Origin of the sequence: Brevundimonas sp. 2YAF1, from assembly GCF_052114745.1 — a bacterium.
Classification (GTDB): domain Bacteria; phylum Pseudomonadota; class Alphaproteobacteria; order Caulobacterales; family Caulobacteraceae; genus Brevundimonas.
Genome location: NZ_JBFRFI010000002.1, coordinates 104,985 through 126,900, shown reverse-complemented (window position 1 = coordinate 126,900; position 21,916 = coordinate 104,985). Strand labels below are relative to the sequence as shown.

Below are 21,916 nucleotides of genomic sequence, written 5' to 3'. Positions count from 1 at the left end.
CGCCATCGACTGAAGAACGGCCCGGGCGTTCGCGCGCCCGGGCCGTTTTCATGTCAGCGGCTGCGCCAGGTGGTCGGCCACAGGTCGGCGGGCACGCCCCAGCATTCGCGCATCTCGCGCTCGGCCTTCAGCACGAAGGCGCGGCCGGCCCAGACCCAGGTCGAGGCCACGCCGCAGTCGCCGACGCCGCGCCCCTTGTCGAAGGCGGTCAGGGTGCGGCTGGCCGGATCGTAGCGGCTGTTGACGACCTCGGCGGTCGGTTTGCGCGAGGTGGGGAAGATCACGGGGGCGGGATCGACGCCGCCCCGGCCGGTGATGAAATAGCGGAAGCTGAAATTATAGGACCCCGCGAAACAGGGCAGGCCCCACAACTCGCGGTCCTCCGACAGGCGGTCGATGGTGACGCCGCTCTGGAAGGCGGCGCTGAACGCGGTGTCGGATCGGCACTGTTTGACGTCGGCGCGGGCCTCGAAGGCGGCGGGCAGGACCGGCCGGGGCAGGCCGGTCTGGGCGATGGCGGGGGCGGGCGTGACGCTCGGCAAGGCCGGGGCGGCGGCTGCGGCTGCGGCTGCGGCGGGCCTGCGGCCGCGCCGGACCAGGGCGGCGGTCGTGCCCAACCGGCCCTGGCGGTCATCGATCCACGACAGGGCCGCGGCGGCGCCGGACAGGGAGACCGGCACGCGCTCCCCGCCGTCGGTCAGGGTCAGGCGGCGCCCCGAGGTCAGGGCCTTCACGGCGGGCAGGGGCTGTCGACGGATCACGCCGAAGGAACCCTTCGCGTCGGTCGGCGCCGAGGCCGTGTCGGTGGCGAAGCGCCGACCGTCGACCTCCAGCGCCAGCGCGCCGGGCGCTGCGCCGTCGCCGGGGAAACCGGCGGCGATCTCGGGTCGGGCGCCGGGACCGGGGGCCAGGCTGACCCGAACCCAGCCGCTCTGTCCTTCCGGCGCGGATCCCAAGGCGAAGCAGGCGTTGCCGTTGTCACAGACCGCCAGCCAGTCGCGGAATTTGCGGGTTTCGGTGTGGGACCTCGCCGTCTGGGCCGGGGTCGCCGCCGTCACGGGCGGCGCGCCGTCCTTTTCGCCTTCCTGACAGGCGGCCAGCGCGACGGCCGTCAAGGCGAGGGCGGCGACGAGCGGAGGCTGGAGGGACGACATGGATCGCGTCTCGCGAAACGGAGCGGGTCCGCCATGAACGGTCGGGCCCGCCGCCGGTTCAGGCCCCGGGGGCAGTTTTCGGACGGGGCAGGGGGTTCCAGCCGCTCAACCTTTGCGCCCGCGCGCGCGCCTCGCTATACCGCCCGCACGTATTCCTTACCCAGATTGAGAGACAGAGGCAGAGCATGGCCAAGATCAAGGTCGCCAACCCCATCGTGGACATCGACGGCGACGAAATGACCCGGATCATCTGGCAGATGATCAAGGACAAGCTGGTCTTCCCCTATCTGGACCTGGACCTCGACTACTACGACCTCGGCATGGAAAACCGCGACGCCACCGACGACCAGGTGACGATCGACGCGGCCCACGCCATCCAGAAGCACGGCGTCGGCGTCAAGTGCGCCACCATCACCCCGGACGAAGCCCGGGTGAAGGAATTCGGCCTGAAGAAGATGTGGAAGTCGCCGAACGGCACCATCCGCAACATCCTGGGCGGCGTCGTCTTCCGCGAGCCGATCATCTGCTCGAACGTGCCGCGTCTGGTCCCCGGTTGGACCCAGCCCATCGTCGTCGGCCGTCACGCCTTCGGCGACCAGTACAAGGCCACGGACTTCCTGGTCCCCGGCCCGGGCAAGCTGACCATGAAGTGGGTCGGCGCCAACGGCGAAGAGCAGAACTACGAAGTCTTCGACTTCCCCTCGGCCGGCGTGGCCATGGGCATGTACAACCTGGACGACTCGATCACCGAGTTCGCTCGCGCCAGCTTCTCGTTCGGCCTGCAGCGCAACTATCCGGTCTATCTGTCGACCAAGAACACCATCCTGAAAGCCTACGACGGCCGCTTCAAGGACATCTTCCAGAAGGTGTTCGACGAAGAATTCGCCGCCGAGTTCAAGGCCAAGGGCCTGACCTATGAGCACCGCCTGATCGACGACATGGTGGCCGCGGCCATCAAGTGGTCGGGCGGCTTCGTCTGGGCGTGCAAGAACTACGACGGCGACGTTCAGTCGGACATCGTGGCGCAGGGCTTCGGCTCGCTGGGCCTGATGACCTCGGTGCTGATGACGCCGGACGGCAAGGTGCTGGAATCGGAAGCCGCCCACGGCACCGTGACCCGTCACTACCGCCAGCATCAGAAGGGCGAGGCCACCTCGACCAACTCGATCGCCTCGATCTACGCCTGGACGCGCGGCTTCTCGCACCGCGCCAAGCTGGACGACAACGCCGAGCTGGCCCAGTTCGCCGCCACCCTGGAACGTGTCGTGGTCGAGACCGTCGAGTCGGGCTTCATGACCAAGGACTTGGCCCTGCTGGTCGGCGACCAACAGTCGTGGCTGACCACCGAGGGCTTCCTCGACAAGGTCTCCGACAACCTGCGCGCCGCCCTGCCGCACATCGGCTAAGGGCGCTACCGCGCTTCGCGCTGCTTGAGCGCGTCGGCGTGATCATCGAGGCCCGCTGGAGAAATCCGGCGGGCCTTTTTGTTGTCCGCTCTTCCACTCGCCGCGTCTCTCCCAACCGCCGTCATCCTCGGACTTGATCCGAGGATCCAGCGCAGGGGCGCGCTGACGTCGCGCAGGCGGACGACCCGATCCTCGGGTCCAGCCCGAGGATGACGGCAGAGGTGTGTGTCGATCTTTCTCTTCCGTCACCCCGGACGACCCGCAGGGGCGATCCGGGGCCCAGGCGCTGGACTGGGCAGGGGCGCGGCAGGCCAGACGCCTGGGGTCCGGGTTCGCTTCGCGCCGCGGAATGACGGCGGAGTGAAACGCTGAGCTTGAGCCCCTCCACGAACCATGCCCTTAATGTCCTTGGGGGTTTTCGAGGTCGTGTCGTCACATGTCGCTTACCCGTCGCGTTCGTAAGGCAGGGGAGGGCCGATGAACCAGAAACTGATCCTTCGACTGGGGGGCGCCGCCGTGGCGGTGTTCGTCCTGGCCTACGCCGCATCGCCGCTGCTGGCGGCGCGGTCGCTGGTGCAGGCCGCCAAGACCGGCGACGAGAAGGCGCTGGAACGCCAGGTCGATTTTCCCGCCTTCCGCGCCAGCCTGAAGGACGAACTGAGCGCCCGCATGGTGAGCGAGATGCGCAAGGACGGCCGCCTGGGCGGCCTGTCGGGTCTGGGCATGCTGTTGGCCCCGACCCTGGTCGGCGGGGCGGTCGACGCCTTGGTCACGCCCCAGGCCATTTCCATAATGGTGCGCGAGGGCGAGGCGCCCAAGCCTGACCTCGTGAAGTCGGCGCCGACCGAACCCAAGGCCGCCAAGACCCGGGTGCGCCAGTCCTGGGGGTACCGCGACCTCGACACCTTCGCCGTCACCCTGACCCGCGACGACCAGCCGGACGAGCAGGTCTCCCTGCTGATGAAGCGCCGCAACCTGTTCGGCTGGAAGCTGGCGGGGATTGATCTGAGCGAGCCCACTTAATTCCGCTCATCCCCGCGGAGGCGGGGACCCAGACCTTTGGCTGCGAGCGCAAACAGCCAACGATGTCGCGTGAGGCTCTTACTGGGTCCCCGCCTCCGCGGGGATGAGCGGATGATTGGTGATCAGCCAAGAAAAAGGGCGGCGCATCCGATGCGCCGCCCTTTCCTGTTTCAGCTGTGAGGCGGCTTAGCCCTTCAGAGCAGCCCGGATGGCGTCCAGACCGGCTTCGGCCTTGGCGCCGTCCGGGGCGCCGCCCTGGGCGAAGTCGGGCTTGCCGCCCGCGCCCTTGCCGCCCATGGCGATGACGGCGTCGCGGGCCAGATCAGCCGCGTTGACCTTCCCTGATTCTGGGCCCGCCATGTCAGGGGTCACGGCCACCGTGATGGCCGCCTTGCCGTCGGTGACGCCGACCAGGGCGACGACGCCGGAGCCGATCTGCTTCTTGAAGTCCTCGGCCACGCCGCGCAGGCCCTTGCCGTCCACGCCGTCCAGGACGCGGGCGATCAGGGTGACGCCGTTGATGGTTTCCGGGGCCGCATTGGCGCCCGCGCCGCCGCCGAGGGCCAGTTGCTTCTTCAGGTCGGCGACCTGCTTCTCCAGCGCCTTGCGTTCAGCGCTCAGGGCCTCGACCCGGGCCGGAACGTCGGCGGTCTGGATCTTGAAGCCCTGGGCCAGCGAACGGGCGACATTGGCCTGGGCCAGCAGGAACTGACGCGCGGCCTCGCCGGTCAGGGCCTCGATGCGGCGGACGCCGGCGGCGACGCCGCCTTCCGACACGATCTTGAACAGGGCGATGTCGCCGGTGCGGGCGACGTGGGTGCCGCCGCACAGTTCAACCGAATAGGCGCCGTCTCCCGACAGGGCGTGGCCCAGGGTCAGGACGCGGACCTCGTCGCCGTACTTCTCGCCGAACAGGGCGACGGCGCCGGCCTCGATGGCGGCTTCGGGGTGCATCAGCTGGGTCGTGGTCGGCAGGTTCTGGCGGATGACCGCGTTCACCTCGTCCTCGATCCGGGCCAGTTCGTCCTCTGTCACCGGGGCGTTGTGGCTGAAGTCGAAGCGCATGCGCTCGGCGTCGACCATCTGGCCCTTCTGGGCGACGTGTGGGCCGAGCACGTTCTTCAGCGCCGCATGCAGCAGGTGGGCCGCCGAGTGGTTGGCGCGGGTCGTCGGGCGCGAGCCCGGCTCGACCGTAGCCGTCACCGTGGCGCCGACCGTCAGGGCCGCGCCCTGGGCCACCTGCACCGCGTGGACGAACAGGTCGGCGTGCTTCTTGGTGTCCAGCACGCGGCCTTCGCCGTTGGTCCAGACGAAGACGCCCTTGTCGCCGGCCTGACCGCCGCCTTCGGCGTAGAAGGGGGTCTGGTTCAGCACGACCTCGACCACCTCGCCGGCCTCGGCGGCGTCGACGGCGACGCCGTCCTTCAGGATGGCGACGACCTGGCCCTCGCCGGTTTCCGACTCATAGCCGGTGAACTGGCTCACGCCGTGCTGGTCGCGCAAGCTCAGCCAGGCGCCGGCCGAGGCCGTCTGGCCCGAGCCGGTCCAGTGCTCGCGCGAACGGGCGCGCTGTTCTTCCATGGCGGATTCGAACCCGGCGACGTTGACCGAGAAGCCGCGACGGCGGGCCTCGTCCTGCGTCAGGTCCAGCGGGAAGCCGTAGGTGTCATAGAGGGCGAACGCCGTCTGGCCGTCCAGCATGTCGCCGGATTTGAAGCCGGTCGTGGCCTGATCGAACAGGTTCATGCCGCGACCCAGCGTGGTGCGGAAACGGATTTCTTCCTGTTTCAGCGTGTCCTCGATGAAGGCCTGGGCGCGGCGCAGTTCGGGATAGGCCTCGCCCATCTCCTCGACCAGGGTCGGCACCAGACGGTGCATCAGCGGGTCCGACGACCCCAGCAGGTGAGCATGACGCATGGCGCGGCGCATGATGCGGCGCAGGACATAGCCGCGACCCTCGTTCGAGGGGGTGACGCCGTCGGCGATCAGGAAGGAGGACGAGCGCAGGTGGTCGGCGATGACGCGGTGGCTGGGGGCGCGCTCACCCTCGGCCTTGGTCGAGGTCAGTTCTTCCGAGGCGCCGATCAGGCTGCGGAACAGGTCGACGTCGTAGTTGGAGTGGACGCCCTGCAGCACGGCGGCGATGCGCTCCAGGCCCATGCCGGTGTCGACGCTGGGCTTGGGAAGGTCGCGAACGATCTTATCGTTCTCCTTCTCGTACTGCATGAAGACGTTGTTCCAGATCTCCACGAAGCGGTCGCCGTCCTCGTCGGGGCTCCCAGGAGGGCCGCCGGCGATGTGGTCGCCGTGGTCGTAGAAGATCTCGGTGCAGGGGCCGCAGGGGCCGCTGTCGCCCATGGCCCAGAAGTTGTCGGCGGTCGGGATGCGGATGATCTTGTCGTCCGAGAAGCCGGTGATCTTCTTCCAGATGTCGAAGGCTTCGTCGTCGGTGTGATAGACGGTGACCAGCAGGCGGTTGGCGTCGAGGCCGAATTCCTTGGTCAGCAGCCCCCACGCGCTCTCGATGGCGTGGTCCTTGAAGTAGTCGCCGAACGAGAAGTTGCCCAGCATCTCGAAGAAGGTGTGGTGGCGCGCGGTGTAGCCGACGTTGTCCAGGTCGTTGTGCTTGCCGCCGGCGCGGACGCACTTCTGCGAGCTGGTCGCGCGCTTGTAGGGCGGGGTCGAAGCGCCGGTGAAGTAGTCCTTGAACGGCACCATGCCCGCGTTGACGAACAGCAGGGTCGGGTCGTTCTGCGGCACCAGCGGAGCCGACTGCACCTTCTCGTGGCCGTCGGCCGCGAAGTAGTCGAGGAAGGTGGAGCGGATCTGTTTCAGGCTGGTCATGGGCGTATCGCTCTAAGGAATTCGGACGCGCGGGGAGAATGTCGGAACGGGCGTCATATAGGGATTTTGCGCCGAACGCATCACTCGCGCGTGATCGCGCGGGGGCGCTGGGCTTTTTCCTCCCCATTCCATGGGGAGGGGGACCGCGTAGCGGTGGAGGGGGCGGCGCAGAGGTCAGCCCGTTGAGACGCCCCCTCCGTCTCGCCGGCTTCGCCGCCGATCCACCTCCCCATCGCTCCGCGACAGGGAGGAAAGCTGTTGTCAGTCGTGCAGCCGTTCGGCCGAAACAATGACCCCGTCGCCATCGGCATAGAGCCAGTCGCCGGGGGTGAAGATGACCCCGCCAAAGCTGATGGCGATGTCGATTTCGCCGATGCCGTCGCGGTCGGCGCGCAGGGGGACTGTGCCCAGGGCCTTGACGCCCACCTCCATGGTGTTCAGCACGCCGGTGTCGCGGACGGCGCCGTGGACGATGATCCCGGCCCAGCCGTTGTCGATGGCCAGCCCAGCCAGGTTGTCGCCGACCAGGGCGCGCTTCAGCGACCCGCCCCCATTGACCACCAGAACCGCGCCCTGACCGGGGCGCTCCAGCGCCTGACGGACGAGGGCGTTGTCGTCGAGCACGCTGAGGGTGCGGATCGGTCCGTTGAAGGCCGCGACCTTGCCGAAGCTTCGGAACGGGGTCTGGCAGACCTTCACCCTGTCGGGGTGGGCGTCGCACAGGTCGGCGGTGGCGAGGGTCATGGGAGGCTCCGGTTCTTCACGGCGCAGCTTGCCCACATGGGCCAGCTTCGACCAGTCGGCGGGCGACAAAAAAGCCGGTCGGAGGCGGATCGGAGAGGGTTCCGTCTTTCTTGACCGTCATTCCGGGGCGCGAAGCGAACCCGGAACCCAGGCGTCTGACATTTCTCCGTCCATGCCATTGGGGGCGGGGCCTGGGCCCCGGATCGCCCCTTCGGGCCGTCCGGGGTGACGGCGGAGGGACGGCTCGAACAGGGGCGCAAGGCCCGCCCGATGCGGATCGGGCGGCCATTGTCCCAACAAAAAAGAGGCCCGCCCGATGCGGATCGGGCGGGCATTGCCTCAACAAAAAAAGAGGCCCGCCCGATGCGGATCGGGCGGGCCGGCTCCGTCCGGCCCGAGCCCCGCGGGGTCGTTCGGCGGGTCGCGGGGGACGGCGGACGGAGAAGCTGGCGGAGGGCTGGATCAGCCCCTCCGGATTCACCCTTCCAGATCTTGGCCTTCATCGGGCTCGGGCGTGCCCAGAAGCTCGTCGGCGATCTTGTTGGTCGAGGCGCGCACCGCCGCCTCGATGGAGGCGGCCATGTCGGGGTTCTGTTTCAGGAACTCGCGCACGTTCTCGCGGCCCTGGCCGATGCGGATCGAGTCATAGCTGAACCAGGAGCCGGCCTTGTCGATGACCCCGGCCTTGACCCCCAGGTCGATGATCTCGCCCAGTTTGGAGATGCCTTCGCCGTACATGATGTCGAAGATGACCTCGCGGAACGGCGGGGCGACCTTGTTCTTGACCACCTTGACGCGGGTGGTGTTGCCGACGACCTCGTCGCGGTTCTTGATCGCGCCGGTGCGGCGGATGTCGAGGCGAACCGAGGCGTAGAATTTCAGCGCATTGCCGCCGGTCGTCGTTTCCGGCGAACCGTACATGACCCCGATCTTGTGGCGGATCTGGTTGATGAACAGGACGATGCAGTTCGACTTGGAGATCGAGGCGGTCAGCTTGCGCAGCGCCTGGCTCATCAGGCGGGCCTGCAGGCCGGGCAGGCTGTCGCCCATCTCGCCTTCGATTTCGGCGCGCGGCGTCAGGGCGGCGACCGAGTCGACCACGACAATGTCCACGGCGCCCGAGCGCACCAGGGTGTCGACGATTTCCAGCGCCTGCTCGCCCGTGTCGGGCTGCGACACCAGCAGGTCGTCCAGATTGACGCCCAGCTTCTGGGCGTAGCCGGGATCCAGCGCGTGTTCGGCGTCGACGAAGGCGGCGGTGCCGCCGGCCTTCTGGATTTCGGCCACGGTGTGCAGGGCCAGGGTGGTCTTGCCCGAGGATTCAGGGCCGAACACCTCGATGACGCGTCCGCGCGGCAGACCGCCGATGCCGAGCGCCATGTCGAGGCCGAGCGAGCCGGTCGAGACGCTGGCGATTTCCACCGCCACGCCGCCCTTGCCCAGTTTCATCACCGAGCCCTTGCCGAAGGCGCGATCGATCTGCGCGATCGCCGCCTCCAGAGCGCGTTGCTTTTCGCCGTCTTCTTTACCCACGAGCTTCAATGCCGCCTGTGCCATTGGTTTTCTCTCCCTTGCCATGATTCCATTCTGGGCTTTGGGAGAGACCCGCCAAGGACCCGCTCCCTCTGTGAGACGGACTATGTGCATGGTTTGTTCTGGTTCACAAGATGTTCTCATTTACAGCGGTGAGAACGGTTGTGGCCTACGACCGTTTCTGACGTTTCCTGTGTCGGTTCCAGAAGGGCGCGGCGTCGTGGAAACGCCGGGTGGCCTTGACGGCGTCGGCCAGCAGGGCGGCTTCGGCGCGCTCGCGACGGCCGACGACGCGCCCGGCGGCGAAGGCGACGGCGGGGTCGTCCAGATGGGCCTCGCCGGGGATTCGGTCGCGCGCCACGGCCAGATCGTTGAGGGCACCGAGCGTGTCCTGCATCCGTTCCAGCGCCTTCAGATAGCCGGCGCGGCGGCGCCGGGCGGGGAAGAGGTCGGAGAAGAATTCGGCGGCGTAGCGCAGACGTTTGGCCCGGATGCGCAGGTGATGGCGGCTGTCGGCGTCCTGCCCGGCCAGGTCCCGGCCGCGGCGCTCGACCTGACGGTGCAGCCGGTCCAGGGCCGTCCGGGCGAACCGCTCGACAGGCTCGTCGGGCAGGGCGGCCGTCTCGATCCAGGCGGTCGTCTCCAGCATCAGCAGGCCGTAGCGCGACGACCCTATGGCCGCGAGGGCGCGGTCGTAGGCCTGGCCCCGGGCGGCCAGCAGGCGGCGGCCGAGCGGGACGAGGTCCGGCGAGGGCGCGTCCAGAACGGTCGGGTGGAAGACGTCGCGGATGAAGACGTCCAGATCGCGCGCGGCGTCGGTCTCGCGCGCGAGCCATTTCAGCTCGGTCTCGATCCGCTCGCGGTCCGCCTCGGCCAGCAGGGGCTGGAAGACGGCGACGACGGCGCGCAGTCGGCGCAGGCCGACGCGCAACTGATGCACCGCCTCGGGACGGCGCACGACGCGCAGCAGTTCGGCGTTGGCGGAAACCTGGGCCAGACAGGCCATGGCCAGGAGGCGAAAGGCCGGCGCTGCGGTCATCTCGGGCGTCAGGGGCGCGGGCGAGGGCAGACGCGGCTTCCGGCTCGCGCCGTCGGCCAGCCGCCAGCCGCGCTCGGCCTTGCTTTCGAACACCGGGACGATGGCCAGGTCGCGCGCCAGCCGCCGGGCCAGGGCGAACAGGGCGGAGGGCTCGCCCGCCTTCAGCTCCAGCTCCAGCTCGTAGATCGGCTCGCGCCGCTCGCCTACCGACAGGTCGCCCGCGTCGAAGGCGACCTCGATCAGGGCGCCGTCCAGGCGGACCATGTGCACCCGGCGCACGACGGTCGTGGCGAAGCGGGGCGACAGGTCGCGCCGGCGGCCCTTCAGCAGTCTGTGCGCGGGCGTGGCCTTGAGCGCGGCGAGGTCCAGGGCTTCGGAGGCGACGGGGGCCTCCCACTCGTCGCGCGCGGTCTGGCCGGGGGCGGTCTGGCGCTTCAGCGTCTGGACGAAGCCGTCGCCGGTCGCGCGCACCCGCAGGCCGAAGCCAGCGGCGCGCAGCAGGCCGTCGGGGGTGTCGAAATAGACCGAGCGCAGGTGGTCCGTCCGCTGCTCGCCCTGCAGCGCCGGATGGCCCGACAGGCGCACCACCGCGCCGGGGCCGAGCCGGAACTTCAGTTCGGTTTCGATCGCGGGAGCCGTCATGCGCCGCCCTGTCCTGTCCGAAGCTCCATTATGAAGCGGCGGCGGTCTCTAGCCTAATCCCAGGCCCCGGGGCGGGGTTGCAACGGAATTCGCCCGTCCGGTGATCCACGGCCAAGGTGGCGCGTTAGGTCGGGATGACCGAGATCACGCCGCCCGCCAAACCCGCCGTCCTGATCATCCGCAATGCGCGCATGGCCGACGTCACCGCCATCAACGCCCTAGTGGCGCGCGTCTACAAGGACATGCCGCCCTATACGCCCGGCATGCTGCGGGGACAGATCGCCACCTATCCCGACGGCCAGTTCGTGGTCGAGTTCGAGGGCGAGATCGTCGGCTACGCCGCCAGCTTCCGCATCGACGAGAAGACGGCGATGGGGCCGCACACCTGGGTCGAGATTACCGGCGGCGGCTATGGCGCGCGGCATGATCCGCAGGGCGAATGGCTCTACGGGATGGAGGTCTGCGTCGACCCCGCCCGGCGGCGCCTGCGCATCGGCCAGCGCCTCTACGACGCGCGGCGCGACCTGTGCGAGGCGCAGAACCTGAAGGGGATCGTCTTTGGCGGGCGGATGCCGGGCCTGTCGCGGCGCAAGACCGCCTATCCCGATCCGCGCGACTATCTGGACGCGGTGGCGGCGCGCAAGCTGAACGACCCGGTGATCGGATTTCACCTGCGCTCGGGATTCGAGCCGATCGGGGTGCTGAAGAACTATCTGACCTCCGACACGGCCTCGATGGGCCACGCCGCCCACATGATCTGGCGCAACCCCTATTATCTGCCGGCGACCGGCAAGGGGGCGGCCTTCGCCGTCAAGGAGACGGTGCGGGTGGCCACCGTCCAGCTGCAGATGCGCAAGGTCGCCAGCTTCGAGGAGTTCATCGACAACGTCGAATATTTCGTCGACGTGGTGTCGGACTATCGCGCCGACTTCGTGGTGTTTCCCGAGCTGTTCACCCTGCAGCTTCTGTCGCTGGCGCAGAAGAAGCTGACCCCGGCGGAGTCCATCGAGGCCCTGACGCGGTACACGCCCCGCTTCGTCGAGGAGATGCGCAAGCTGGCGGTCGGCTACAACGTCAACATCATCGGCGGCTCGCACCCGACGCGGGCCGAGGACGGCGACATCCACAACGTCGCCTATGTCTTCCTGCGCGACGGCTCGGTGCACGAGCAGGAGAAGCTGCACCCGACCCCGAACGAGCGTCACTGGTGGAACATCAAGGGCGGCGACCGCGTCCACGCCATCCCCACCGACTGCGGCCCGATCGGAGTGATGATCTGCTATGATTCCGAGTTCCCGGAATTGGCGCGGCGCCTGGCCGACGAGGGCGCGCGCATCCTATTCGTGCCCTTCTGCACCGACAATCGCCAGGGCTATCTGCGGGTGCGCTACTGCTCGCAAGCGCGGGCGGTCGAGAACCAGTGCTACGTCGTCCTGTCGGGCAATGTCGGCAACCTGCCCAATGTCGAGAACATGGACATCCAGTACGCCCAGTCCTGCATCCTGACGCCGTGCGACTTCCCCTTCGCGCGCGACGGGGTGGCGGCCGAGGCCTCGGAGAACGTCGAGTCCGTGACGGTCGCGGACCTGGACCTGTCGGACCTGGCCTGGGCCAAGGCGCAGGGGACGGTGCGCAACCTGCGCGACCGTCGCTTCGACCTCTACAAGACGGTGTGGGCCGACGGGGGGTGAGGCGCGCCGCGCCGGGATCCAGCCCTTTGGCCAAGGGCGGGACGTTTGAAACGCAGCCAATTCAGTAGCCAAAGGACTGGGCCCCGGCGTCCGCCGGGGGGAGCGGAGGTTAGTGGGGCCGCTACTCTGGCTTCCGCGCCGGACTGTCGCGGAAGCGCGGGGCAGGGGCGGGCTGAACGACGCCCTGGGCGGTGACGAAGGCGCCTCGAGCCCGATTGTGCGGATGCGCCGGCGCCTCGGCCATCGACAGGACGGGGGCGACGCAGGCCTGCAGCGCCTCGGGATCAGCGCACCAATCGTCGCGCGTGCGGGTGCGGAAGACGTCGGCCAGTCGCTCCTTCAGCGCGGGCCAGGCGGCGGGGTCGAAGGGGGCGGCGAAGGCGGGGTCGCCGGTCAGCCCCGTCAGGCGAAGGAGGGCGGCGTAGAAGGGCGGCTCGATGGCCCCGACCGCCAGATGCTTGCCGTCGGCGGTCTCATAGGTCTCGTAGAAATGGGCCCCGGTGTCGAGCAGGTTGACCCCGCGTTCGTCGCGCCAGGTCAGGGAACTGGGCAGCGGGGCGGGCAGGGTCTGGCGGAAGCCCCAGATCATGCTCATCAGCAGGGCCGAACCCTCGCTCATGGCGCAGTCGATGACGTCGCCGCGCCCGCTGCGCTGGGCCTTGAGCAGGCCCGCGACCATGCCGAAGGCCAGCAGCATCCCCCCGCCGCCGAAGTCCCCGACCATGTTGATCGGCGGGGTCGGCTTCTCGCCCGCCCGACCGAAGGCGTGCAGCGCGCCCGACAGGGCGATGTAGTCGATGTCGTGGCCGGGCGCTGGGGCCAGCGGCCCGTCCTGGCCCCAGCCGGTCATGCGGCCATAGACGAGGCGCGGATTGTCGCCCAGCAGGACGTCTGGCCCGAGACCCAGCCGCTCCATGACGCCGGGACGGAAGCCCTCGATCAGGCCGTCGGCGGTGCGCGCCAGATCGCGGACGCGGGCGGCGCCCTGGGGCGTCTTCAGGTCCGCCTCGACCAGACGGGCGCGGTTGCGGTTCAATGGGGCGCGCGGATCGGGCGCGGCGCCGGGGCGGTGCACCAGGATCACCTCCGCCCCGTGGTCGGCCAGCATCATGCCGCCGAAGGGAGCCGGGCCGACGCCCGCCAGTTCGATGATGGTCAGGCCGTCGAGGGTTCTGCTCATGCCCCCACTCAAGCCGAGGCGGGCGGCCCCGTCCAGACCAGCCGGGACCGCCTTTCGGGGAGAACGCCAGAAACCGCTTATCCCGACGGACGACGGGATCCAGTCCTTTGGCCAAGGCGCGCGCGCATGGGCCAGTTGGGCGGTGTGCGCGGCTCTCACTGGGTCCCGGCGTCCGCCGGGATGAGCGGAGAACTGCGCGCTCTACGCCGCCCGGTTCTTCACCAGGTCGTCGACGACCGAAGGGTCGGCCAGGGTCGAGGTGTCGCCCAGGGCGCCCAGTTCGTTCTCGGCGATCTTGCGCAGGATGCGCCGCATGATCTTGCCCGAGCGGGTCTTGGGCAGGCCCGGCGCCCACTGGATGACGTCGGGGGCGGCGATGGGGCTGATCTCCTCGCGCACCTGGGCGATCAGTTCCTTGCGCAGCGCCTCGGTCGGCTCGACCCCCTTGTTCAGGGTGACATAGGCGTAGATGCCCTGCCCCTTGATGTCGTGGGGGAAGCCGACCACGGCGGCCTCGGCCACCGCTTCGTGCAGGACCAGGGCGCTCTCGACCTCGGCGGTGCCCATGCGGTGGCCCGAGACGTTGATCACGTCATCGACCCGGCCGGTGATCCAGTAGTAGCCGTCGGCGTCGCGGCGGCAGCCGTCGCCGGTGAAATACTTGCCCGGATAGGTCGAGAAATAGGTCTCGAAGAAACGCTGGTGGTCGCCATAGACGCTGCGCATCTGGCCCGGCCAGCTGTCGGTGATGACGAGGTTGCCCTCGGTCGCGCCCTCCAGCACCTCGCCGTCGGCATCGACGATCTGCAGCTCGACGCCGGGCAGGGGCTTGGTGGCCGAGCCGGGCTTCAGGTCCGTCGCGCCCGGCAGGGGCGAGATCAGGACGCCGCCGGTCTCCGTCTGCCACCAGGTGTCGACGATGGGCAGGCGGCCCTCGCCGACGACCTCATGATACCAGCGCCAGGCCTCGGGATTGATCGGCTCGCCGACCGAACCCAGCAGGCGAAGCGACTTGCGGCTGGTGGCTTTCACCGGGGCGTCGCCCTCGCGCATCAGCGAGCGCAGGGCGGTGGGGGCGGTGTATAAGATCTCGACCTGATGCTTGTCGATGACCTCCCAGAAACGGCTGACGGTCGGATAGTTGGGCACGCCCTCGAACAGCAGGGTCGTGGCGCCGTTGGCCAGCGGGCCATAGACTCCATAGGAGTGACCCGTCACCCAGCCCACGTCGGCGGTGCACCAGAAGACCTCTCCGGGCCGATAATCAAAGACCAGTTCGTGGGTGTAGCTGGCCCAGAACAGATAGCCGCCCGTGGTGTGCAGCACGCCCTTGGGCTTTCCGGTCGAGCCCGAGGTGTAGAGGATGAACAGCGGGTCCTCGGCGTGCATCGGCTCGGGGTGGCAGTGGGCCGTGACCGCCCTCGTTTCGGTCTCGTAATCCAGATCGCGGCCCGCGACGAAGCCCACGTCCGCGCCGGTGTGGCGGATCAGCAGGACGCCGTCGACGCCCGACACCTTTTCCAGCGCCGTGTCGACATGGGCCTTGAGCGGCACCTTCTTGCCGCCGCGGCAGCCCTCGTCGGCGGTGATGACGAAGGTGGAGCCGCAGTCCTCGATGCGGCCGGCGATGCTGTCGGGCGAGAAGCCGCCGAAGACGACCGAATGGACCGCGCCGATGCGGGCGCAGGCCAGCATGGCGTAGGCCGCCTCGGGGATCATCGGCAGATAGATGGTGACGCGGTCGCCCTTCTGGACGCCGTTGGCCTTGAGCACATTGGCCATGCGGCAGACGCGTTCGTGCAGTTGGCCGTAGGTGACGCGCTCGCTGTCGCTCGGCTCGTCGCCTTCCCAGATGATGGCGACATCGTTCGCGCGATGGGGCAGGTGGCGGTCGATGCACTCGGCCGAGACGTTCAGCACCCCGTCTTCGAACCAGCGGATGCGGAAGTCTTCCTTGTCGAAGCTGACGTCCTTGATCTTGGTCGGGAAGGTCATCCAGTCGAGGCGCCTGGCCTGTTCGCCCCAATAGGCGTCGGGGGTTTCGCGCGCCGCGATCCGGGCCGCCTCATAGGCGTCGCGGTCCATGTGGGCGCGGGCGGCCAGGTCGGCGGGGACGGGATAGAGTTCCGGATCAGACACGCGCGCATTCCTCCAGTTTCTTGTTTTTCAGAAGCCGTATTCGGCGAACAGGATCAGAGGGGACATGTCGCCGTCCAGTCCCGATTCCAGCTTGCGGTCAGCGAACATCAGTTCGGCCCCGACATCAAACGCCGATAGGGCGCGAACAGGAGCGCAGCCGCGCCGCCGGGTACGGAATTTTCTCATGTCGTCATCCTCCCGGGTCCGTCTAACGCGAACCTCGAAAGCGCAGCATTCCGCGCGAGGGCGGTTTGCGGCCATTAGCCATTGGTCTAGTTTCGACCAAAGTCGGGGCGCGGCATGGTAGTGCTGTCACAGCGCGGCCTCGACCCGAATTAGAGAACCGCGCGCGGGAAGGACCTTCATGGATCGCATCGTCGTCGCCGACGACCACCCTCTGTTTCGGGCGGCGTTGAGATCGGCTGTCGAAAAGGCCGCGCCCGGCGCCGTGATCGCAGAATGCGCCAGTCTGGCCGAGGTTCAGACGGCGCTGGCGGGCGATCCCGTCGACCTGCTGCTGCTGGACCTGAAACTGTCGGACAGCGAGGGTATGGCGGGCCTGACCCGCATCCGTACGGATCATCCCGCCGTGCCCGTCGCCGTGGTCTCGGCCAGCGAGCAGCCGCCGACCGTGCGCCGCGCCCTGACGCTCGGCGCCGCCGGCTTCATTCCGAAATCCGCCGCCCTGCCGGTCATGGTCGAGGCCATCGCCGCCATCCTGTCCGGCGACCACTGGGCCCCCGACGTGGGCGAAGCCGGACCCGAGGAAGGCGATCTGGAAGCCCGCATCGCCAGCCTGACCCCGTCGCAACTGCGCATCCTCGAAGGCCTGAAGGCCGGGCGGCTGAACAAGCAGATCGCCTTCGACCTCGGCGTCACCGAGGCCACCATCAAGGCCCACCTGACCAGCGTCTTCCGCAAGCTGGGGGTGCATAACCGGACCCAGGCCGTGATCCTGGCACAGTCGATCGACCTGTAAAATCTTCCTTCTCCCCTTGTGGGAGAAGGTGGCAGGCGAAGCCTGACGGATGAGGGGTGTCAGCGCCTCATCTGGAGGTGATCGCCGCCCGCCTGTCACGCTGTCTGACGTCGCGCCGGCACCCCTCATCCGAGCGCCTCCGGCGCCCACCTTCTCCCGCAAGGGGAGAAGGATATGAGCTAACTCGACAGGAAGGCCTTCAGCGCCGCCGGCTTGACCGGTTTGGGCAGCAGGGTCGCGCCGGCCGCCGCGGCCGTTTCCTTCAGACCCTCGCGGGTGTCGGCGGTGACGAGGGCGATGCGGCGCAACCCGCGCGCTTGCAAGGCGTCCACGACCGTAAGCCCGTCCGCCCCGTCGCCCAGATGCAGGTCGATCAGGGCCGCGTCGAACGGCCCCTTGGCCGCCACGCCCTCCGCCGCCGTCAGCGCCGTCGTCGTCTGCGCGCCCCAGCGGGTCAGCAGCGCCGTCAGGGCGTCGAGGATGGCGGGCTCGTTGTCCACGCACAGCACCCGCAGGCCCGCCAGCGGCAGGCGGACGTCGCTCTCGGCTGGTGCGGCGACCACGACCCGCGCGGCGGCGCGCGGGGCGCTGACGCGGAAGGTCGTGCCGCGTCCGACCCGCGAGGCCATCGACAGCGGATGGCGCAGCAGGTCCGACAGCTTCTGCACGATGGCCAGACCCAGACCCGCGCCGGGTTCGTCCACCGGGGCACCGGGCAGACGCACGAACTCGCCGAAAACGCTTTCGCGGTCGGCATCGGGGATGCCGCGTCCGGTGTCGCAGACCAGCATCTGCACCGTCTCGCCGTCGCGCCGCGCGCCGACCAGAACCCGGCCCCGGTCGGTGTAGCGGATGGCGTTGCCGACCAGGTTCTGAAGCATGGAGCGCAGCAGGTCGTGGTCTGACGAAACCCACAGACCCGATGGCGCCACCGTCAGCCGCAGCCCCTTGGCCCGGGCCATGGGCGCGAACTCGCGGGTCAGTTCGGCGAACAGGGCGTCCAGCGACAGGGGGGCCACGGCGGGCTGAACCCCGCCCGCCTCCAGCTTGGACAGGTTGAGCAGCGCCGTCAGCAGGCGGTGGGCGCTGTCGATGGAGCGGTCGGCGTTGGTGGCCAGCCCGCGCGCGGCGGACCCGGGCGCCAGGGCCGGCTCCTCCTTCAGCGCGGCGATGAACAGGCGCGCGGCGTGCAGCGGCTGCAACAGGTCGTGGCTGGCGGCGGCGAGGAAGCGGGTCTTGGAGGCGGTGGCGTCCTCGGCCAGACGAAGGGCTTCTTCGAGCCGCTCGGTGCGGTCGGCGACGCGGGCCTCCAGCCGCTCGTTGGCCTCCTCCAGATCGCGGGCGGCGCGGCGCAGGGCGGTGATGTCGGTATAGCTGGTGGCGTAGCCGCCGCCGGGGATGGGGGCGCCAGAGGACCGCAGAATCCGGCCGTCGGGCTGTTCGCGCTCGTGGTCGTGCGGGATGCGGCGGGCCAGGGCCTCCAGCCGCCGCTCGATCCAGGCCTCGATGTCGCCGGGGTCGGTCTCGCCGCGCTCGGCGTTCAGGCGATAGACGGCGGCGATGGGCAGGCCGACGTGGACGAAGCCCGCGGGCAGGCCGAACATCTCGACATAGCGCCGGTTCCAGGCGGTCAGGCGCAGGTCCTCGTCCACGACGCTGACGCCCTGATCGATGTTGTCCAGCGTGGTCTGCAGCAGGTCGCGGTTGAACTGGACCGCCTGCGAGGCCTCGTCGAGCATCCGCACCACGTCCTCGGGCGCGCGGCCCCCGGCGGCCAGGGCGGCGGCGATGACGCGCCGGGCTGAGGCGGCGCCGACCGCCCCCGCCAGCATGCGTTCGGCGGCGCGGGCCAGGCCGGCGTCGGCGGGGTCGGCGTCACGCAGCTTGATCTCGGTCTCGCGCGCCCAGGCGGCGAAGGCGCGCTCGGCCCGTTCGTCGCCGATGAAGCGGGCGACCAGGGCCTTCAGGTCGCCGACCGAGGCCCCCGCCAAGCCGCCGCGTCCCTCCATCCAGTCCGGCCCCAGACGGTCGACGAAGGCGCGGGCCTGAACCCGGTCGATCAGGCGCGGCGTGCCCAGCTTCGACACCAGAACAAAGACGCCGAGGTTCAACGCCAGACTGAGGAAGACCCCCGCGGCGAACGGATCGCTCAACCCGATCATGGCCGGGACGTTCAGGCCGAAGCCGGGCGCCAGCTGCGGCGCCGCCAGCATGACCAGCCAGACCGCCATGCCGACGCTTAAGCCCGCCAGCGCCCCCCGCGCCCGCCCGCCGCGCCACAGCACCGCGCCGAACAGGGCGGGGGCCAGCTGGGCCAGGGCGGCGAAGGACACCAGACCCATGGCCGCCAGGCCACTGGACTGGTCCATCGCCTGATAATAGACCCAGGCCATCAGCAGCAGGGCCACGATGGCCACGCGGCGGATGTTGAGGATGGTGCGCGCCATGTCTCCCGAGCGCTCGCCGCGTTTGCGGCGTTCGGCGGCCAGCAGCGGCAGGATCAGGTTGTTGGATACCATGGCCGACAGGGCCACGGCCTCGACGATGACCATGGCGGTCGCCGCCGAAAACCCGCCGACGAAGACGATCGCCGTCAGGGCTGGCTGGCCGGCGTTCAGCGGCAGGGCCAGCACCAGCAGGTCGGGATTGACGTGGGGCGCGAACAGGCCACCCGCCGCCACCAGAGGCAGGACCGCCAGACTGGTCAGCAGCAGATAGAGGGGAAAGATCCAGCGCGCGCGCCGCACCTGGGCCGGGTCGCCGCCCTCGACAAAGGCGACGTGGAACTGACGCGGCAGGCAGAAGATGGCCAGGGTCGCCACCAGGACGATGGCCCAGAACCGGCTGTCCAGATCGGGTCCGCGCGCCAGATCGCCGAGGCTGGCGGTCACGGCGGCCGAGGCCGGGGCGTGGCGCAGCAGCATCAGGGCGAAGACGGCGACGGCCAGCAGGGCCGCCAGCTTGACGATGGACTCGATGCCGATGGCCTGGATCAGGCCGCGGTTGTGCTCGGTCAGGTCGGGACGACGCGCCCCGAACAGGATGGCGAACCCGGCCAGAACCCCGGCCATCACCAGAACCGTCAGGCTCTCGGAGCCTGCGACGGGCGTCCCGGCGGTGATCATCTCGCCCGCCATCGACAGGGATTTCAGCTGTAGCGCGATGTAGGGCAGGGAGCCCAGGATGGCGACGACGGCCACCGCCGCGCCCAGGGCCGGGCTCTTGCCGTAGCGCGATGAGATGAAGTCGGCCATCGAGCCGACGTTCTCGCGCCGGGCCGCCGCCGCGATCCGCTTCCACAGCGGGAACAGCACCGTCACGCCCAGCGCCGGGCCCACATAGATGGGCAGGTATTCCCAGGCCGACCGCGCCGCCGTCCCCACCGCCCCGTAATAGGTCCAGGAGGTGCAGTAGATGGCCAGCGACAGGGCATAGAGCGACGGCCCCAGCGCCCCGCCGCGCGTCTTGATCGACGGGCGCTCGTACCACCAGGCGACCGCGAACAGGGTCGCCATATAGGCGGCCACCAGGGCCAGGGTCGCGAGGCTGAACATGACCGGCATCTGGGACGGAGCGGGGCCTTGGGACAAGGATGAAATGGGGACTGACACCAGTATTCCCGCTCATCCCGGCGGACGCCGGGATCCAGTAAGAGCCGTAGTCGCCACGGGGGAAATGGCGCTCTATGCAGCCAAAGCACTGGATCCCGGCGTCCGCCGGGATGAGCGGTTGGGAGTAGCTCTTGAGGGAAAAGACAAAGGGCGGCCCGGTGAACCGGACCGCCCCCGCAGCTTGGCGAAGGTTGCGGCTTACGCGTTCAGATCGACGTCCTTGCCTTCCTTGACCAGCAGGAAGCCCAGCACGACCGTCGCGAGCGCCACCACGATCGGATACCAGAGGCCGTAGTAGATATTGCCCGTGGCCGCGACCATGGCGAAGGCGGTGGTCGGCAGGAAGCCGCCGAACCAGCCGTTGCCGATATGATAGGGCAGGGACATCGAGGTGTAGCGGATATTGGTCGGAAACATCTCGACCAGGGCCGCCGCGATCGGCCCGTAGACCATGGTCACGTAGAAGCCGAGGATGAAGAGGATCAGCACCACCAGCGGCTTGTTGACCAGGGCGCTGTCGGCCTTGGCGGGATAGCCGGCGATCGACAGGGCCTCGCCCAGACCCGTGTCCCAGATCTTCTTCTGGGCCGCGAAGTCAGCGGTGGTCAGGGCGTCGCCGCGGAAGCTGGGGATCACCGCCTGATCGCCGATGCGGACCTCGGCCACCGTGCCGGCGGGCGCGGCGACATTGGTATAGGTCACGCCGGCCTTGGCCAGATAGGACTTGGCCACGTCGCAGGAGTGGTTGAACACCGTCTTGCCCACGGGGTCGAACTGCAGGTGGCAGTCGGCCGGATCGGCATAGACCGTGACCGGGGCCGAAGCCGCCGCCGCCGCCAGACGCGGGTTGGCCGCTTCTGTCAGGGCGTTGAACAGCGGGAAATAGGTGATCGCCGCGAGCAGGCAGCCGGCCAGGATGATCGGCTTGCGGCCCACCTTGTCCGACAGCCAGCCCCAGAAGATGAAGAAGGGCGAGGCCAGCAGCAGGGCGACGGCCAGCATGACATAGACCAGCGAGGCGTCGACCCGCAGCACGCGCTCGAGGAAGAAGAGGGCGTAGAACTGGCCCGTGTACCAGATGACCGCCTGACCGGCGGTCAGACCGACCAACGCGATCAGCACCAGCTTCAGGTTCGGCCACTTGGCGAAGCTGTCCTTCAGGGGCGTGGTCGAGCCCTTGCCTTCGGCCTTCATCTTCTTGAACGAGGGGCTCTCGGCCAGCTTCAGGCGAATCCACAGCGAGACGCCCAGCAGCAGGATCGAGACCAGGAAGGGAATGCGCCAGCCCCAGTCGAGGAAGGCTTCCTCGCCGACCGCGTAACGCACGCCCAGAATGACGGCCAGGCTGAGCACCAGGCCCGCCGTCGCCGTGATCTGGATGAAGGAGGTGTAGAAGCCGCGCTTGCCCTTGGGGGCGTGCTCGGCGACGTAGGTGGCGGCGCCGCCATATTCACCGCCCAGGGCCAGGCCCTGGATCAGGCGCATCAGCACCAGTATGATCGGCGCGGCGATGCCGATGGCCGCATAGGGCGGCAAGAGGCCGACCACGAAGGTCGACAGGCCCATCAGCAGCATGGTGACGAGGAAGGTGTTCTTGCGTCCCCACAGGTCGCCCAGCCGCCCGAAGACGATGGCCCCGAACGGCCGGACCGCAAAACCGGCGGCAAAGGCCATCAGGGCGAAGATGTAGCCGGTGGTCTCGTTCACGCCCGAGAAGAACTGGGTGGTGATGATCGCGGCCAGCGAGCCGTAGAGATAGAAGTCGTACCATTCGATGACGGTGCCGACGGACGACGCCAGAATCACGAGTCGATCATTGCGATCGACGGTGTGTTCCACGCCCTCCGCCGCATCCATGGTGCGGTCGGTCATGGGCAGTCCCTTCCTGTATGGCCGCGTTTCGCGACCGTTCCCCGCGATCCTGTGCCGGA

14 protein-coding genes are annotated in these 21,916 nt (G+C 68.9%); 4 read left to right on the top strand and 10 right to left on the bottom strand.

Annotated features, from left to right (window positions below; all coding sequences use genetic code 11):
- Nucleotides 1–53: 53 nt before the first annotated feature.
- Nucleotides 54–1,154, bottom strand: coding sequence for a DUF1176 domain-containing protein (locus AB4Y68_RS03210; RefSeq protein ID WP_441454039.1), 1,101 nt, complete (start codon nt 1,152–1,154; stop codon nt 54–56).
- 185 nt (nt 1,155–1,339) lie between these two features.
- On the opposite strand from AB4Y68_RS03210, the gene AB4Y68_RS03205 reads away from it, so the two are divergent.
- A complete protein-coding gene (locus AB4Y68_RS03205) occupies nt 1,340–2,560 on the top strand; it encodes an NADP-dependent isocitrate dehydrogenase (protein ID WP_441454037.1) in 1,221 nt (406 codons plus the stop codon).
- Between the two features lie 477 nt (nt 2,561–3,037).
- On the top strand, nt 3,038–3,583 hold the full coding sequence (locus AB4Y68_RS03200; RefSeq protein WP_441454036.1) for a DUF2939 domain-containing protein: 546 nt from the start codon (nt 3,038–3,040) through the stop codon (nt 3,581–3,583).
- Between the two features lie 186 nt (nt 3,584–3,769).
- Here AB4Y68_RS03200 and alaS read toward each other — a convergent pair whose 3' ends face one another.
- From alaS to AB4Y68_RS03180, 4 genes are all read right to left on the bottom strand, one after another.
- Nucleotides 3,770–6,427: an alanine--tRNA ligase gene (gene alaS / locus AB4Y68_RS03195; protein ID WP_441454034.1), complete on the bottom strand. Its 2,658-nt coding sequence runs from the start codon at nt 6,425–6,427 to the stop codon at nt 3,770–3,772.
- A 261-nt stretch (nt 6,428–6,688) separates the two neighbouring features.
- Nucleotides 6,689–7,171, bottom strand: a complete 483-nt coding sequence (gene rraA, locus AB4Y68_RS03190; protein WP_441454033.1) for a ribonuclease E activity regulator RraA — start codon at nt 7,169–7,171, stop codon at nt 6,689–6,691.
- Nucleotides 7,172–7,648: 477 nt separating this feature from the next.
- Nucleotides 7,649–8,728 carry a recombinase RecA gene (gene recA / locus AB4Y68_RS03185; protein WP_441454031.1) on the bottom strand — a complete coding sequence of 360 codons (1,080 nt, stop codon included), beginning with the start codon at nt 8,726–8,728 and terminating at the stop codon, nt 7,649–7,651.
- Between the two features lie 145 nt (nt 8,729–8,873).
- On the bottom strand, nt 8,874–10,385 hold the full coding sequence (locus tag AB4Y68_RS03180) for a CYTH and CHAD domain-containing protein (RefSeq protein WP_441454029.1): 1,512 nt from the start codon (nt 10,383–10,385) through the stop codon (nt 8,874–8,876).
- A 134-nt stretch (nt 10,386–10,519) separates the two neighbouring features.
- Between AB4Y68_RS03180 and AB4Y68_RS03175 the strand changes: the two genes are divergently transcribed.
- A complete protein-coding gene (locus tag AB4Y68_RS03175; RefSeq protein WP_441454027.1) occupies nt 10,520–12,076 on the top strand; it encodes a GNAT family N-acetyltransferase in 1,557 nt (518 codons plus the stop codon).
- Between the two features lie 121 nt (nt 12,077–12,197).
- Here AB4Y68_RS03175 and AB4Y68_RS03170 read toward each other — a convergent pair whose 3' ends face one another.
- From AB4Y68_RS03170 to AB4Y68_RS03160, 3 genes are all read right to left on the bottom strand, one after another.
- Nucleotides 12,198–13,256, bottom strand: coding sequence for a CaiB/BaiF CoA transferase family protein (locus AB4Y68_RS03170; RefSeq protein ID WP_441454025.1), 1,059 nt, complete (start codon nt 13,254–13,256; stop codon nt 12,198–12,200).
- 201 nt (nt 13,257–13,457) lie between these two features.
- Nucleotides 13,458–15,395 (bottom strand): acetate--CoA ligase, encoded by a 1,938-nt coding sequence (gene acs, locus AB4Y68_RS03165; protein ID WP_441454023.1) that lies wholly within the window; start codon nt 15,393–15,395, stop codon nt 13,458–13,460.
- A gap of 27 nt (nt 15,396–15,422) precedes the next feature.
- The gene (locus AB4Y68_RS03160) at nt 15,423–15,581 is read right to left on the bottom strand and encodes a hypothetical protein (RefSeq protein ID WP_441454021.1); all 159 of its coding nucleotides are present in this window, start codon (nt 15,579–15,581) and stop codon (nt 15,423–15,425) included.
- A gap of 178 nt (nt 15,582–15,759) precedes the next feature.
- On the opposite strand from AB4Y68_RS03160, the gene AB4Y68_RS03155 reads away from it, so the two are divergent.
- The gene (locus AB4Y68_RS03155) at nt 15,760–16,374 is read left to right on the top strand and encodes a response regulator (RefSeq protein WP_441454019.1); all 615 of its coding nucleotides are present in this window, start codon (nt 15,760–15,762) and stop codon (nt 16,372–16,374) included.
- A gap of 179 nt (nt 16,375–16,553) precedes the next feature.
- Here AB4Y68_RS03155 and AB4Y68_RS03150 read toward each other — a convergent pair whose 3' ends face one another.
- Complete coding sequence (locus AB4Y68_RS03150; protein ID WP_441454017.1) at nt 16,554–19,928, bottom strand: hybrid sensor histidine kinase/response regulator; 3,375 nt, start codon at nt 19,926–19,928, stop codon at nt 16,554–16,556.
- Nucleotides 19,929–20,183: 255 nt separating this feature from the next.
- Nucleotides 20,184–21,857, bottom strand: a complete 1,674-nt coding sequence (locus AB4Y68_RS03145; RefSeq protein WP_441454015.1) for an MFS transporter — start codon at nt 21,855–21,857, stop codon at nt 20,184–20,186.
- Nucleotides 21,858–21,916: the final 59 nt, after the last annotated feature.

Excerpts from the sequence above, each read along its gene's own strand:
- rraA (WP_441454033.1), bottom strand. The coding sequence starts at position 7,171 with ATGACCCTCGCCACCGCCGACCTGTGCGACGCCCACCCCGACAGGGTG.
- AB4Y68_RS03150 (WP_441454017.1), bottom strand. The coding sequence starts at position 19,928 with ATGTTCAGCCTCGCGACCCTGGCCCTGGTGGCCGCCTATATGGCGACC.
- AB4Y68_RS03200 (WP_441454036.1), top strand. The coding sequence starts at position 3,038 with ATGAACCAGAAACTGATCCTTCGACTGGGGGGCGCCGCCGTGGCGGTG.
- AB4Y68_RS03205 (WP_441454037.1), top strand. The coding sequence starts at position 1,340 with ATGGCCAAGATCAAGGTCGCCAACCCCATCGTGGACATCGACGGCGAC.
- AB4Y68_RS03175 (WP_441454027.1), top strand. The coding sequence starts at position 10,520 with ATGACCGAGATCACGCCGCCCGCCAAACCCGCCGTCCTGATCATCCGC.
- AB4Y68_RS03210 (WP_441454039.1), bottom strand. The coding sequence starts at position 1,154 with ATGTCGTCCCTCCAGCCTCCGCTCGTCGCCGCCCTCGCCTTGACGGCC.
- AB4Y68_RS03160 (WP_441454021.1), bottom strand. The coding sequence starts at position 15,581 with ATGAGAAAATTCCGTACCCGGCGGCGCGGCTGCGCTCCTGTTCGCGCC.
- AB4Y68_RS03155 (WP_441454019.1), top strand. The coding sequence starts at position 15,760 with ATGGATCGCATCGTCGTCGCCGACGACCACCCTCTGTTTCGGGCGGCG.
- recA (WP_441454031.1), bottom strand. The coding sequence starts at position 8,728 with ATGGCACAGGCGGCATTGAAGCTCGTGGGTAAAGAAGACGGCGAAAAG.
- AB4Y68_RS03180 (WP_441454029.1), bottom strand. The coding sequence starts at position 10,385 with ATGACGGCTCCCGCGATCGAAACCGAACTGAAGTTCCGGCTCGGCCCC.
- AB4Y68_RS03170 (WP_441454025.1), bottom strand. The coding sequence starts at position 13,256 with ATGAGCAGAACCCTCGACGGCCTGACCATCATCGAACTGGCGGGCGTC.
- AB4Y68_RS03145 (WP_441454015.1), bottom strand. The coding sequence starts at position 21,857 with ATGACCGACCGCACCATGGATGCGGCGGAGGGCGTGGAACACACCGTC.
- alaS (WP_441454034.1), bottom strand. The coding sequence starts at position 6,427 with ATGACCAGCCTGAAACAGATCCGCTCCACCTTCCTCGACTACTTCGCG.